This window comes from Synechococcus sp. PCC 7336 (assembly GCF_000332275.1).
GTDB lineage: Bacteria > Cyanobacteriota > Cyanobacteriia > Thermostichales > PCC-7336 > PCC-7336.
In genome coordinates, this window is record NZ_CM001776.1 from 1,316,437 (window position 1) to 1,330,017 (window position 13,581).

Below are 13,581 nucleotides of genomic sequence, written 5' to 3' on the forward strand. Positions count from 1 at the left end.
GATGATGGGGAGCGACGAGAGTGAAAGGGGGAATGGCTTAGAGATCGTATCCCCTTCGGGTCAGCAGGAGGGGCCAGTGGTGGCGTGCTGGCGCAGGATATTCTCCACTTCGGCAACATTGTCGGCACTGCCAATCACCAGCGGCACCCGTTGGTGCAAGGCGGTGGGATGAATGTCGAGAATGCGATCGCCCGCTGTGGTCGCGGCGCGCCCTCCCCCCTGTTCGAGTAAAAAGGCCAGAGGTGACGCCTCGTACAGTAGCCGCAGCTTGCCATCGGGCTGCTCTAACGTGCCGGGATAGAGATAGACGCCGCCGTACATCAAAATGCGGTGTACGTCAGCCACCAGCGCGCCACTATAGCGAGCCGTGTAGCCTTCAGTGCGATGGACGTAGCGGACGAACTCCTGCACCGCTCCGGCCCACTGGCAGTAATAGCCCTCATTGAGGCTGTAGGTGGTCCCTCGGGAGGGCGTTTGAATGTTGTCTTTCCACAGCACGAACTCCCCCAAACTGGGGTCGAGGATAAAGGCATGTACCCCTTTCCCCATGGAATAGACCAACTGGGTACTGGGGCCGTAGAGGATATAGCCTGCCGCCAACTGTTTGTGTCCGGGCTGCAGTAAATCCTCGTAATTGCCTTCGTCGATACCTTCAGCCCGAATGATAGAGAAGATGGAGCCAATGGAGAGGTCGGCGTCGATATTGGAGGAACCGTCAATGGGGTCGAACAAGATGGCATAGCGACCCAACGAGCAATTGTCGGGCAGGTGGGCGGGTTCGTCCATTTCTTCAGACACCAACCGGCATACCAGTCCACTTTGCTCGATCGCCCGAATGAATACGGTATTGGCGTATTCATCCATCATCTTGACTTCTTCTCCCTGTACGTTCACCGTACCGGTGACGCCGAGGGCATTCTCCACCAAGCCCGCTTTGCTCAGGTGGTGGGCGATCATCTTGCCTGCCAAGCTGATGCGGGACATGAGGGCGCTGAAATCTTGGGCCTCGGCAGAATAGTCGCCAAATTCTTGCAGGATGTATCGGGAGAGGGTCATAAACCCCCGTTGGATATCGCGATTGGAGGCATCGCTTAAGGAGGATGGGGCGGTCGCAACCATAGTGTCTGGCCTAATCTGGGGCGTGGGGAGGAATGCCGTCGCGAAGGAGGCTGGCCTCTATCGCCTATGGTAGGTAGGTGAATTCAAAACGACCTTAAAACCCAGAGAGTTTACAGAATTGTTTTAGGTTCCCTCAAGAAATTTCAATCAGCGCAAGTGAGGGGCGATCGCCAGCTCGATCCAACGAATGGGAAAGGCATCTAGAGAAATGGCCCGCGCCAGTTCTACCGGTCGCGCTTGGCTCTGGCCGCGACTGCTACTGCGTAAAACGCGCTCACAGCTTCAGCCACTGCTTAACACCACCTCAATGGCCAAGTCGGGAAACTCGCTCGCAGGATCGAGGCAATAACATTCATCTGGCTCCAACCCCCTGGCCAGTGCTTCGCTTCGATAGTTTCTAGAGCCAAAACCCTGCAGTGGGATGTGATTGGCAAAGGCATAGATTTCGAGCAAGCGGGCAATGACTTTCTTCAACGCTTCGTGTAGCGATGAGGTTGTCATCATCTCTAGAGTTCCTTCCAGATAGGAGAGCCGTATGCCAGGTCTTTCCTCGAACGTGGCATCCAACACCAAATACTCTTGCCAGCTAACCCCATGCAAAAGGATTTGCTGCTCTGGCTGGGAAATGATGGGAGAAAGTGTTTCAGAGGTCGTAGTCATGGGCAGATCGTCATCGCAAGTCCCGTTGGTCGCCGAGCTTCCATCAAGCAGGACTGAGGCCACCGCTCTTTAGCATATCCTTAAGGCCAGATTCCAGTATTCCGCTGAGGCGATCGCGATCGCCTCAGCGAGATATTTGACCACGCCGCAGACCTTAATGGGCCAAGGCTAGTCGTCGATTGAGATGACTCATTTCGCGGCTCGCTCGCGACACTGGGTCCATGCCGGGGGTCCAATCCAGCAACTCGGGAATGTCGCAGCTCAGTGCCTGCGACTCTTTCGCTAAAATTAACAGTGTCGCCGCATCGCGCCCCGCAGCAGCAGTCTGAATTCGCAAACACTCGCACAGATAGAGACGATGTGTTTCGAATTCAAAAGTGGTGCGATCCGCCTGACTCGCATAATAAGTTTGCATGTTCTTGCACCGAATTCCTTTACCCCCATATTAAGTTGCGATCCCCTGACATTTAGACAGGTGTCGCGATTATTAACACAACGATCGCTCTCCATCAAGGTTAATTTCATCCGCTTCTGCTGCTGCACTCGGCAAATCGGCGAGTTACGCTAGCGATCGCCCCTTTTCAGCCCACTCGATCCCCCTCGGAGCCGTTGCCATGTCCCTCCTCAACCGCCTGCACGCCCTCAGCAGCTTTGGCTTTGACGAAGACAGCAAAGATGGCAAGCCCAAACCCAAACCTTTTGCCCGACCGGGTTCCAGCCCCCACTACACCCCCGATCGCCCCGGTCGGGTGGAACACATTCGCCTCGATTTAGATATCCGGCTCGATGCGCGCGAAATCGAAGGCACCTGCAGCATTCAGCTCAACCCGATTCGGGACGGGATTCGTTCCCTCAAGCTGGATGCGGTCGATCTCGAAATTCAATCTGTCCGCTGCCATCACGCCGATCTGAGCTTCAGCTACGACGGCAAGGAACTGGAGATTCAGTTAGCGGAGCCTACCCGTAGGGGCGAACGGCTAGAACTGGCGATCGCCTACGCCGCCCGCCAACCCCAACGGGGCATCTACTTCATTCATCCCAGTGAGGACTATCCCGATAAGCCGGTGCAGGTGTGGACCCAAGGGGAGGATGAAGACTCGCGCTATTGGTTCCCCTGCTTCGACTATCCGGGCCAATTGGCGACCACCGAAATTCTCGCCACTGTGCCCGACCCCTATATGGCAGTCAGCAACGGGGAGTTGGTGGCGGTGACTGAATCGGGGGCGGAGAAAAAGACTTATCACTGGAGTCAGGCGGAGGTTCATCCCTCCTATCTGGTGGCTTTGGCGATCGGCGATTTTGCCGAACTGCAGGACGAGTGGAAGGGCAAGCCCATTACCTACTACGTCGAGAAGGGTCGCGAAGAGCAAGCCCGCATCACGATGGGCAAAACCCCCGAGATGGTGGAGTTTTTCTCGACCGCGTTCGGCTATCCCTATGCCTATCCCAAATACGCTCAGGTGTGTGTGGATGATTTCATTTTTGGCGGCATGGAAAATACCTCTGTGACACTGCTGACCGATCGCTGTTTGTTGGACGAGCGGGCGGCGATCGACAATACCCGCGCCGAAACGCTAGTGGCCCACGAACTCGCCCACCAGTGGTTTGGCGATCTGATTGTGATTAAGCATTGGTCTCATGCCTGGATTAAGGAGGGCATGGCCACCTATTCTGAAACGCTGTGGTTGAACCATGCTTACGATAAAGAGCGGGCAGATTACAACCGCTACGGCGACCAAAAGAGCTATTTGAGCGAAGATTCCAGTCGCTATCGCCGTCCGATGGTGACGAATGTATATAAGGAGGCGATCGAACTCTACGATCGCCACATCTACGAGAAAGGCGCTTGCGTCTACCACATGCTGCGCCATCGCCTCGGTGACGATCTGTTCAGTCAATCGATTCAATCTCTCATCACCGACCATGCCCACAGCACGGTCGATACTGCCGATCTCGTGCGGGCGGTGGATAAGGCCACTGGGATTAACATCCAACCCCTGCTGGATCTGTATGTCTTTCGAGGGGGCCATCCCGATTACAAGGTCGGCTATAGCTGGGATGACGATGCCAAGTTGGCCAAGGTCACGGTTACTCAAACCCAAGATAAAGAGTCTCTTTTCGATCTCAAAATTCCGATCGCCTTTGGCTACGACGACGGCAAGACCCTGAAGGATTTCACGGTCAAAGTCTGCGAAGCCGAACAGAGCTTTTTCTTCCCCCTGCCCGAGAAACCGCAATTTATCAGCTTCGATCGCGGCAATCACCACCTCAAAACGGTCGAACTCACCTACGCTCTGCCGGAGTTGAAGGCTCAGTTGCTGTATGCGTCTGATGTAATGGCGCGCATTTATGCGGCCAAGGCGATCGCCAAAAAAGGCAATCTCGAAGCGCTCAAAGCTTTACAAGAATCCCTCAAAGCCGAGGCATTCTGGGGGGTGCGCGTGGAGGTGTGCGAAGCGTTGGCCGATATCTCCCTCGACCAGGTCTTCGATGTCTTGGCTTCTGCGCTTGAGGATGGCGATGCCCACGTGCGCCGAGCGGCGATCGCCGGTCTGACGAAGTTCAAAACCCGCAAAACTTTTGACCTGCTACTGCAACGGCTGAAAGACGGGGACGAGAGCTATTACTTTGAGGGGGCTGTCGCTCGGGCGATCGGGGTGATTGCCGGTAAGACGGTGGATAGCGATGTGAGGGAGGAAGAGGCGATCGCGGCTCTCAAGTCGGTGTTGGAGGAGAAGGCAGGTTGGAATGAGGTGGTGCGATCGGGGGCGATCGGCGGTCTGTCTCAAATGAAGGAGTCGGCAGCGGCTCTCGATCTATTGCTCAAATACACCGAAAGTGGCGTGTCTCAACCGTTGCGCTTGGCCTCTATCCGCGCTCTGGGCTCTTATGCTTCTGAGAAGGAGAACTCCAAAGTGCTCGAACGCTTGCGCGAGCTCTCTCGCGAAACGTTTTTCTTGACTGAAGTGGCGACTGTGAATGCGTTAGGTCAGTTGAATACGACTAAGGCGATTCCAGTTCTTCAGAGTTTGGAGAGTAGCGATGGACGGGTTGAGCGGATGGTTGGAGAGGCGATCGAGAAGGTGCAGAAGAATGCTGGGTCTGACAGCGCGGTGAAGGAGCTGCGAGATGAGTTGGAGCAACTTAAGAAAACCAACCGTGATTTAGTCAGCAGGCTGGAAAAGCTAGAAACCAAGTCACCCTAACCAACTCTCCATTAAGATAATTTATTCAGATCTGAGTTCAAGTGCTGAGCTTTACTTAACGTGAGTTCGATAACAGGCTGCTCCCGATTCCCCAACCCCTTCCCTCAATGTTTGGGGAAGGGGAACTTGATGATAAATAGAGATTTTTGGCTGTTGCTACCCTCTCCCAATATTAGGAGAGGGCTGGGCATGAGAGCAGTTCGATATCGTCGAATTCACCTGTCCCTAAGCCGTCATGATTCGATCTGCACTTCCATCTGAAGGAAATAAAGTAGCAAAATTACGTTCACGCCAAGCCATAAATTCCTCAAGTGTGCCATTGCTGCCAAAGAGATTTCCAGGACATAGTGTAGCTTGAGGTGTCCACTTATGTGCAGTCACAGCCGTATAAGGCAAGTCATATTTTGCTAGCAAATACGAAACCAATTTAATGGATGCAGCCTCTTGTTCTTCAGTAAATCTTTCTCCTACTCCTGCCGTATGCTCAATTCCGATTGAGCGCGAATTCACCGATGGTGCGTGCCAAGCTTTTTTGTCTTCTGGGACAATCTCGTATATAGTTCCATTTTTGAATACAAGATAGTGGGAGCTAGCTTCGCGATCGCCATCTGTCAAGGTGAAGAGGCCAGAAGCATCATTGTTAGATGCTGTGTAGTGTAAAACAATTGTGTCGATATCAACACCAGTCCGTCTATTACTCTGTTTTCGTGTTCGCTTTATTTGGGTGGGAGGTTTAGAAAAGAAGTCAGAACCAGTACCAGGATGATCTTCAGCTAAAAGTTCGGGTTCATCAGTACGACCTAGATCCCGAACCAACGTGCCTAGAGAATCTATTCTTCTAAACCAGTCTTGTAGATCGACAACAATCAGCTTATCTTTGCCACTAGGATTTGTTGATTTAAAGTCAATTTTTGATATAAACTTATCCTCTTCCATAAGATACATAGATGTTCTGGTTTCGAGTATCCAAGACATAGTATTACTCCTGAGAATTGTAGTCAAAGATTAGATGTATAGCTCTTTGATGAAATTTCTGTTACTAGCCATAAAAGCACTGAATACTTCTATCATTTTTACAGAGTCTCATGACTGTTCGGAGTTATCTAGCATTTTCAGACTCAGATGCGGCGGCAGAAATTTCGCTAATTACAGGACCTTCTCCAAGACCAAAATTAATTCCAAAGATTGAGACTAAATCACTATCTCCATTAAAGCTATCGTCGAATGTCTGACCATAACTGGCAAACACTGAGTAAGTATCATTGATTCGATATTCAAGTACTCCGACTAAGCGATCGTCTCTTCGATCTCCAAATCTTGCAATATATTCAATCTGGAAATTGACAGGTCCTTGATTGGGAGTTATGAGAAAGCTTGCTCCTAGATCGACTAAATTTTCACCATTATCACCTATATCATCGAAAGTATAACGGCCAATGCCAAGAAACGTGAAGTCATCCATAAGTCCAGTAGGTTGATAAGATGCTGTCAACCAAGCTGCAGCTTTAGCAAAATCTATTGAACTGATACTATCATCAATGAAATCAAAGGCTCCTGCAGAATCGAACCTAAGTTGAAATCCTTCTCGATTTAAATCAAGCTCTTCAATATCTGCCGCAAGCACCTTAAGCTTCGTAAGAATACTTTGAATTTCTTCCTCCATTTTCTGAATAGGCTGAGCTTCAATAGACAAGAGGAGATCGAAGGTTTCTAGCTGATCGCTAACTGTTAGCAAATCTGTCGAACAATCAGATATCAAGCTGTCTAGTTGCCTCTTATTCTCTTGCAAATTTGTGAAGATAGCTCCTGTACAGTTTCGCTTGATGGAGTCTAGGAAGAAAATTTCATTCTCATTGATTTCTTTAGAGTCTGCTGTTGAAATGATTTCGTTTACCAATTTGATTCGATTGATTACGGTCGAGCAAAGTTCTCGTTGAGAGACTATTGCATCTCCCGTAACTAATCTAGTTATACTTTGACTAGAACAATATTCTCTCTTATACCAGTCTAAAGAAGTTCTAAGATTAATAATTGTTGTTTTCCAATTCTGAGAGACGCTCTGTCGATCTCTTTCAGTATTTATACTTGCATCATCACCTTCGGTATCTTCAGGATCTTCTTCCGCACGTTCAACTCCTATCTGGGCAAAACAAATTGTATTGACTCTTGTCGCTTCTGCTTCATCATTCAGAAGCTCATTCATAAGGTCCACGAACCTTGGATCATTTTCTGGAATGCCCAGTTTCTCACTTATAATCTTTCTTTGGCAACTATCTAGATGCGTTCGTAGCAAGGCTCTCAGTTGCCTTTGTAGTTGCGTTACCTCTTCAGCTTTTTCCCATAGTTCATTGTCAGGTTTTCCCGGATCTAGTAAAAAACTAATTCCAGTGGATAACCGGGTTGCATCAATCTCATTATCTCCATCCGTCAACATAACATCTGTGCTGCCTAGAGATATTGCAAAACTCTCTGGAATAAATTCACCAAAACCTGTTTTGCTGTAGTAATCTTCAAATGTCAGATTTGGACGGGGGAACCACCAGAAAGGAGAAATTTCCACTACAAAATTACTAGGAAAGCTGCCTTGTGCACTACTAACTGATTCCAATATAGTCACACCAAATGCTTGAGGTGTTGTTGGTTTAGATATCTCTCTTTCAGAAATACCAAGAATATTTAATGCTGGAGTATTGCTCACTCTAAGGCGATCAATGCTTAGATTTTCTCCGTCTTCAAGAACTGTATTCATCAAATCTTGAGCGCGATTACTAACGACCCTTGCTTCAAGCTCAGGACTTTCTTGTCGTTTTTCTTCTTCAGAAGAGTCGATATCACCTGTCACTTGAGCGAAGGATAAATTGCTTATACTTAACAAGCCAAATAGACATAAAAAATAAGCAATTTTTGGTGATAGTCTAAGATCTTTAAGCCGCATTTCTTCTCCTCACTTTAATCTAGATTTTTGATGTTTAACCTGTACGTTTATTGACTCCAAAAGAAGAATTTTTTTCTCGTAAATTCACAAGCCAGATCCCAGTCCAGAACTGTACAATCCTTAGTCAAGAGACACCAAGATGCCGCCAGATCAAGTTGAAAACTATCTGAACGTAATAAGAGTTAGAAAGATCGCTGTCTCATTGTCTTCATCTACCGTTGCTATATAAGTTCTATTAAATCTTTTTCCTTGATTCTCAATTTTGAGAGCAATACTGGTTCGATTTGTTCTAGCGTTACTATCAGTTACAGTAGTAACAATTCTCAGTTTTTTGCCATTCATTTCATTTCCAGTTCCAATCTTTACTGGTATTCCATCTCCATCAACATCGCGAATAAATTCTCCATTCAAATCATAGCTAGATCCTCCAAGATTTCCTTCACCAACTGTAACTGTCACAGTTACATCTTTATTCAGATCGGCAATTTCAAAATCGACAAAATCATCTCTAAAAACAGCCATTTTTGAATCTCCATAAACTTACTAGACTAATATAGATTTTTGGTATCTCAACCAATTCAAGATTTTTCAATGAATCAAATCATTGAAAGCTCGTTGATTTTTTTTGATTGAACCTTTTTGGCAGAATTACTAGCCTTTTAAATGTTTAGATCTTCTATACATATTGAACTCCTCTTTCCTGTTCCCTGAAATTATTATATTGATAATATAAATATTTGTTTAGAGTAAAATTCAGATATTTACTCTCAACAGTTAAGCTCTGTTGATACCGAATTTCTCGATCGGATTTGTCTTTAACTTAGATAAATTCAGCTATTTTATGGCACTTGAGTCAGCTTTACTCGATCGCTCATAAACTTCGCCAATCTTTATACTCTGCGCCACAAGCCTCCCAACCTATGAACACAACGCTAGACCAATGAACTAATCTCAATAGGCCCCTGCTATTTGCTGGCACTCGTCGGACTTCACCCGATCGCCCTCACCCCAATTCCACAACCAGCTCTTAGCCCTTAGCTGACAGACATGCGGTTATCTTGTCGGGCTCGAATCCGCGATCGCGCCAGCTCGATCGCCACATGTCTGGGCAACCGCCCCGCTTGCACCGCTTCATCCAACATCGCAGCAGTATTGACACGAATTTCGCGCTCGATCGCCTCAAACGCATCCGCCTGAGTCCCCCCTCGATACTCCACCGCCCCACAAATCACGCCGCCCGCATTAGCAATAAAGTCTGGAATCACGAGAATATTCTGGGCGTGACAAATCTCTTCAGCCGCCGCTGTAAAGGGAATGTTCGCCCCCTGAACCACCAACTTGGCCTGCAGGCGATCGATGTTATCGAGACGGACCACATCCGGCCTCGCCGCCGGAATCCAGATTTCGCACTCAATATCGATCGCCCCATCGCGATCCAAAGCTTTGCCTCGGGGCAGATCGATAACGCTGCGACCCGATCGCTTGAGGGCGATCGCCATTGCCACATCAATCCCGTCAGGATCGAACAACGTTCCTTGCGAATCCGTAACACCCACCAAAATCGCTCCTTTCTCGGCTAGAAACTTCGCCACATGCTGTCCGACAGACCCAAACCCTTGCACCACAACGCGAGCGCCCTCTAATTCGACATCGCAGTAGCCAGTGGCAACTTCAGTCGCGATCGCCAGACCGAACCCCGTCGCGCCAATTTCGTCGAGCGGAATCCCCCCCATCTGGGCGGGCAAGCCAATCGCGCGACCCATCTCGCCGTACACCCAAGCCATACACTGCTCGTCAGTCCCCATATCGGGACCGGGAATGTAGTCGGTGAAGGGGGCGATCGCCCGTGCAAACGCCCGCATCAATTGCTCCTTCTCCCCTCGCGGCAATTTCGGATCGGCCAAGATAGCCGCCTTGCCGCCGCCGTGGGGCAGGTTGGCCGCAGCATTTTTCAGCGTCATGGCTCGCGCCAGCCGAAACACCTCCTCGGTGGTGACATCAGGAGCCATGCGGACCCCGCCGATCGCCGCGCCGAGGGCAACATTATCGATCGCGAGAATGGCTTTCAACCCCGTGCGGGGGTCATACAGGTGAACGATCTTGGCTGGACCGAGATCGTCCGCAAATCGAAAGATAGTTTCCATTAGGAATCACCTCAGAAATGTGCCAGCAGCAGTTCTGGCTCTGCCTACAACTTGACCGTTACCGCCTTCACCTCGGTGTATTCCTGCAGAGCATATTCCCCCAGCTCGCGGCCAATACCCGACTGCTTGAACCCACCGAAGGGGGCTGCTGCATCGAAGACGTCATAGCAATTCACCCAAACCGTTCCGGCCTTGATGGCATGGGCGATCGCGTGAGCCTTCGAAATATCCCGAGTCCACACAGCCGCTGCCAGACCGTAAATGGTCTGATTCGCTCGCCGAATCACTTCGTCAATGTCCTTAAATTTGATGATGCTCATCACGGGGCCGAAAATCTCTTTCCGCGCAATCGTCATCTCGTCTCGAACGTCGGCAAACACCGTCGGTTCGACAAAAAAGCCGCGATCGCCGATCCGGTTGCCGCCGCACAACAGGCGAGCGCCCTCGCGCATCCCCGACTCGATATCGTGCATGACTCGATCCATCTGGGCCTGACTGACCTGCGGCCCTTGCTCCGTTTCCGGGTCGAAGGGATCGCCCACAATCCGGTTCCGAGCGCGTTCGACGCTGCGATCGACAAACTCGTCGTAGATGCTGTCCTGCACAAACAACCGCGATCCCGCCGTACAGCATTGTCCTTGGTTAAAGAAAAGGCCAAAATGTGCCCCGGCAAGCGCCGCATCCATATCGGCATCGGCAAACACGATATTGGGATTCTTCCCCCCCAACTCCAGCGTCACCCGCTTGAGATTACTGCTGGCGGCCGCTGCCAAAATCGAGTGACCCACTTTGGTGGACCCCGTAAAGGCTACCTTGTCGATGTCTGGGTGGCTGGCGATCGCCATTCCAGCGACAGACCCCAGACCGGGCACAATATTCACAACGCCAGCAGGAAACCCCGCTTCCACAATTAGTTCTCCCACCCGCAGAGCCGTTAGAGGGGTGTTGCTAGCAGGCTTGAGCACCACCGTATTGCCTGCCGCCAACGCAGGAGCCAGTTTCCATGCCTGCATCAGCAGGGGGAAATTCCACGGAATAATCTGACCGACGACGCCGATGGGCTCGTGCCGCGTATAGCTGAAATAGGGGCGATCGACGGGCAAGGTGCGCCCCTGGATTTTGTCGGCCCAACCCGCATAGTAGCGATAGCACTGCACGGTCAGAGGCAAATCTGCGCTAAGCGATTGGCTGAGGGGCTTGCCATTGTCGAGGGTTTCTAACCGAGCCAGTTCGTCCCGATGCTGTTCGACGAGATCGGCTAGGGCGAACAGGAGCTCGCCACGACGCCTGGGGGACATTTCAGCCCACTCGCCCAGCTCAAATGCCTCACGGGCAGCGCTGACAGCGCGATCGACATCGGCAGCGCCAGCCTCCGCAATGGCACAAATCGGTTCTTCAGTGGCGGGATTGAGGGTGTCGAAAGTCTTGCCCGAGAGACTGTCCACCCACTCGTTATCGATGAGTAGCTGGGTGGGTGCGAGATCCAGCGACGATTTCAATGGGGTGGCCATTGTCATAACGATCCTCCTCGCCCTGCTATCCCTTGAGGGTTTTGGCAAACAGGGCGCTTAAATGTTGCAAAGCGGGCGATATGTCATCGGCAGCCAGACGAACGTCCAAAATACTGAAGCTGTTGCTGGCTCGGGCACTACGCAATGCCTGTCGCAGCTCTTCACCCGTTCCGATCGCAAAACCGTGCCCCCCCAACACCGTAGCGAGTTGGGCATAGTCGAGATGAGGAATATTCACAAAGGCCGCCTCCTCGTGTCCCATCGAACGCAAGGAGGTGAACGAGCCGTTATTAATGACGATGACAATCGGATTCAATCCCAGCCGTTTCGCCGTAATCAATTCCATCCCCGTCATTTGAAAGGCCCCATCCCCCACCAAGGCGATCGCCCGTCGGAAGGGATCGGCCAATTGCGCCCCGATCGCCCCAGGGACTGCGAAGCCCATGCTGGCGTAGAAAGCAGGACACAAAAATGACGTCCCGGCCTGCATGCGAATATCGTCAGCGGCAAACAGCGGGTCGCCCACGTCTGTGACGAGTAGGGTGTCGCTGTCGATGAACTGATTCAGTTCGTAGATTAAGCCGCCCATAGAAACGCTGCTGCTATCGGGCGCAACGCGCGGACGCATCGACACGATCGCCGCCGGATCGCGCTGGGGTAAATCGGGGTGCTCCTCTAAGGCCGCGATAAAGTCCTCGAACCGCACATTGACATACTCGTGATGCTCGATCGCCAGCCGCTCGGAGGTGACGGAAATGGTTCGGCCCGGATCGAGGTGGGCTGTGAACATGCCCAAGTTGATGTCGGTCAAGAACACCCCCACCATCAGCAGGCAATCCGAGTCCTCCACCCGATGGCGCACGTAGGGATCTCCAGCTTCGCCGTTGTAGATACCGATGTACTGGGGATGTCCTTCTGGAAAGGCGGATTTGCCCAGCATCGTGGCGCAGACCGGCAGGCCCAGTTTTTCGGCGATCGCCACCACTCGCTCTTGCAGGCCAAAACGATGCACCTCGGCCCCCACCAGCAACACAGGGGATTGGGCCTGTTGCAGCATGTCGAGGGTTTCGGCTAACGCCTCCGAGAGTGTGTCTGGGTCCGTCTGTTTGAGGGGCGGCAGTGGGTGACTGGTTTCTTCAATCTCCGCGTAGACCCGATCGCGGGGAATTTCCAAATAGACGGGGCGTTTGAAGGTGATGGCGCTGTCGATCGCCTTGTGGATCTGCGCGTCGGCAGTAGCCGGATCGTCCAACGTTGCAGCGTACAGAGTCACCTCTTCGTAAACCCGTCGCTGCGTATCGAAGCTTTTCACCTTATGGTGCAGCAACCCCCGCTCCTGCCGCTCCTTCACGCCAGGACCGCCGCTCAAGACCACCAGCGGCGACTTCTCGGCATAGGCCCCCGCCACCGCATTAACCATATTCAAGCCGCCGACCCCGTAGGTCACCACCGCCAACCCGATTCCCCGCATGCGGGAGTAGGCATCGGCAGCGAACCCGACGCAGGGTTCGTGGGTCATCACCACCGGTTCGATCTCGCTCTCTGCCAAAGCGTCGTAGAGGGTCAGGGCAAAATCCCCCGGAATCCCAAACGCATGTTGAACTCCCTGACGGTGCAGGAGTTCGAAAATATGAGGAGCTAACTGAGGCACGATTCTATCCCTCAAACATCTAAATTGGGAACCGCAGTCTTCTGCAGTTCGGCTTCACTTCGCTATCTCTCAGCAGCAATAGGGGATGACTGCACTGCAAACGGTTGGCGTGGTAGTTCGAGCGAGAATCTTATCTAGCGATTCCACAAAGCTTTCGTTCGCGATCGCAGCAAGATCGCCAGCAGAGAGACAAACACTCCGCATACCTCTAGTCCAATTCTACGAAATCTGGAGGCTGAACTTCGACACAGCGATTCAAAACTCACACAGCAATTCAAAATTCACACCTGACCGCAGACTCTATCCCCGTCTTTGCGGAATGCGAGTCGGTCTGCGACAGGCTAGATTGCGAGAG

10 protein-coding genes are annotated in these 13,581 nt (G+C 51.4%); 1 reads left to right on the forward strand and 9 read right to left on the reverse strand.

Translation table 11 applies throughout. The features are described 5' to 3' along the window. Positions 1 to 60: 60 nt before the first annotated feature. From fbp to SYN7336_RS06435, 3 genes are all read right to left on the reverse strand, one after another. Positions 61 to 1,119 (reverse strand): class 1 fructose-bisphosphatase, encoded by a 1,059-nt coding sequence (gene fbp, locus SYN7336_RS06425; RefSeq protein ID WP_017325105.1) that lies wholly within the window; start codon positions 1,117 to 1,119, stop codon positions 61 to 63. Between the two features lie 282 nt (positions 1,120 to 1,401). Beyond that, on the reverse strand, positions 1,402 to 1,779 hold the full coding sequence (locus SYN7336_RS24755) for a Uma2 family endonuclease (protein WP_017325106.1): 378 nt from the start codon (positions 1,777 to 1,779) through the stop codon (positions 1,402 to 1,404). A 154-nt stretch (positions 1,780 to 1,933) separates the two neighbouring features. Further along, positions 1,934 to 2,194, reverse strand: coding sequence for a hypothetical protein (locus SYN7336_RS06435; protein WP_017325107.1), 261 nt, complete (start codon positions 2,192 to 2,194; stop codon positions 1,934 to 1,936). A gap of 199 nt (positions 2,195 to 2,393) precedes the next feature. Here SYN7336_RS06435 and SYN7336_RS06440 point away from each other — a divergent pair, with 199 nt between their 5' ends. Next, a complete protein-coding gene (locus SYN7336_RS06440) occupies positions 2,394 to 4,985 on the forward strand; it encodes a M1 family metallopeptidase (RefSeq protein WP_017325108.1) in 2,592 nt (863 codons plus the stop codon). A gap of 225 nt (positions 4,986 to 5,210) precedes the next feature. Here the strand turns inward: SYN7336_RS06440 and SYN7336_RS27760 are convergent, their stop codons facing one another. The 6 genes from SYN7336_RS27760 to SYN7336_RS06475 form a co-directional block, all read right to left on the reverse strand. After that, entirely contained in the window at positions 5,211 to 5,960 is a 750-nt protein-coding gene (locus SYN7336_RS27760) for an N-acetylmuramoyl-L-alanine amidase (RefSeq protein ID WP_017325109.1), read from the reverse strand. Between the two features lie 124 nt (positions 5,961 to 6,084). Next, the gene (locus SYN7336_RS06450; protein WP_156820059.1) at positions 6,085 to 7,920 is read right to left on the reverse strand and encodes a hypothetical protein; all 1,836 of its coding nucleotides are present in this window, start codon (positions 7,918 to 7,920) and stop codon (positions 6,085 to 6,087) included. A gap of 162 nt (positions 7,921 to 8,082) precedes the next feature. Then, the gene (locus SYN7336_RS06460) at positions 8,083 to 8,442 is read right to left on the reverse strand and encodes a hypothetical protein (RefSeq protein ID WP_017325111.1); all 360 of its coding nucleotides are present in this window, start codon (positions 8,440 to 8,442) and stop codon (positions 8,083 to 8,085) included. Positions 8,443 to 8,954: 512 nt separating this feature from the next. Beyond that, complete coding sequence (locus SYN7336_RS06465) at positions 8,955 to 10,064, reverse strand: Glu/Leu/Phe/Val dehydrogenase (RefSeq protein WP_017325112.1); 1,110 nt, start codon at positions 10,062 to 10,064, stop codon at positions 8,955 to 8,957. Between the two features lie 44 nt (positions 10,065 to 10,108). Continuing rightward, positions 10,109 to 11,581 (reverse strand): aldehyde dehydrogenase family protein, encoded by a 1,473-nt coding sequence (locus SYN7336_RS06470; protein ID WP_026100754.1) that lies wholly within the window; start codon positions 11,579 to 11,581, stop codon positions 10,109 to 10,111. 19 nt (positions 11,582 to 11,600) lie between these two features. Beyond that, positions 11,601 to 13,226, reverse strand: coding sequence for an alpha-keto acid decarboxylase family protein (locus SYN7336_RS06475; protein WP_017325114.1), 1,626 nt, complete (start codon positions 13,224 to 13,226; stop codon positions 11,601 to 11,603). Positions 13,227 to 13,581: the final 355 nt, after the last annotated feature.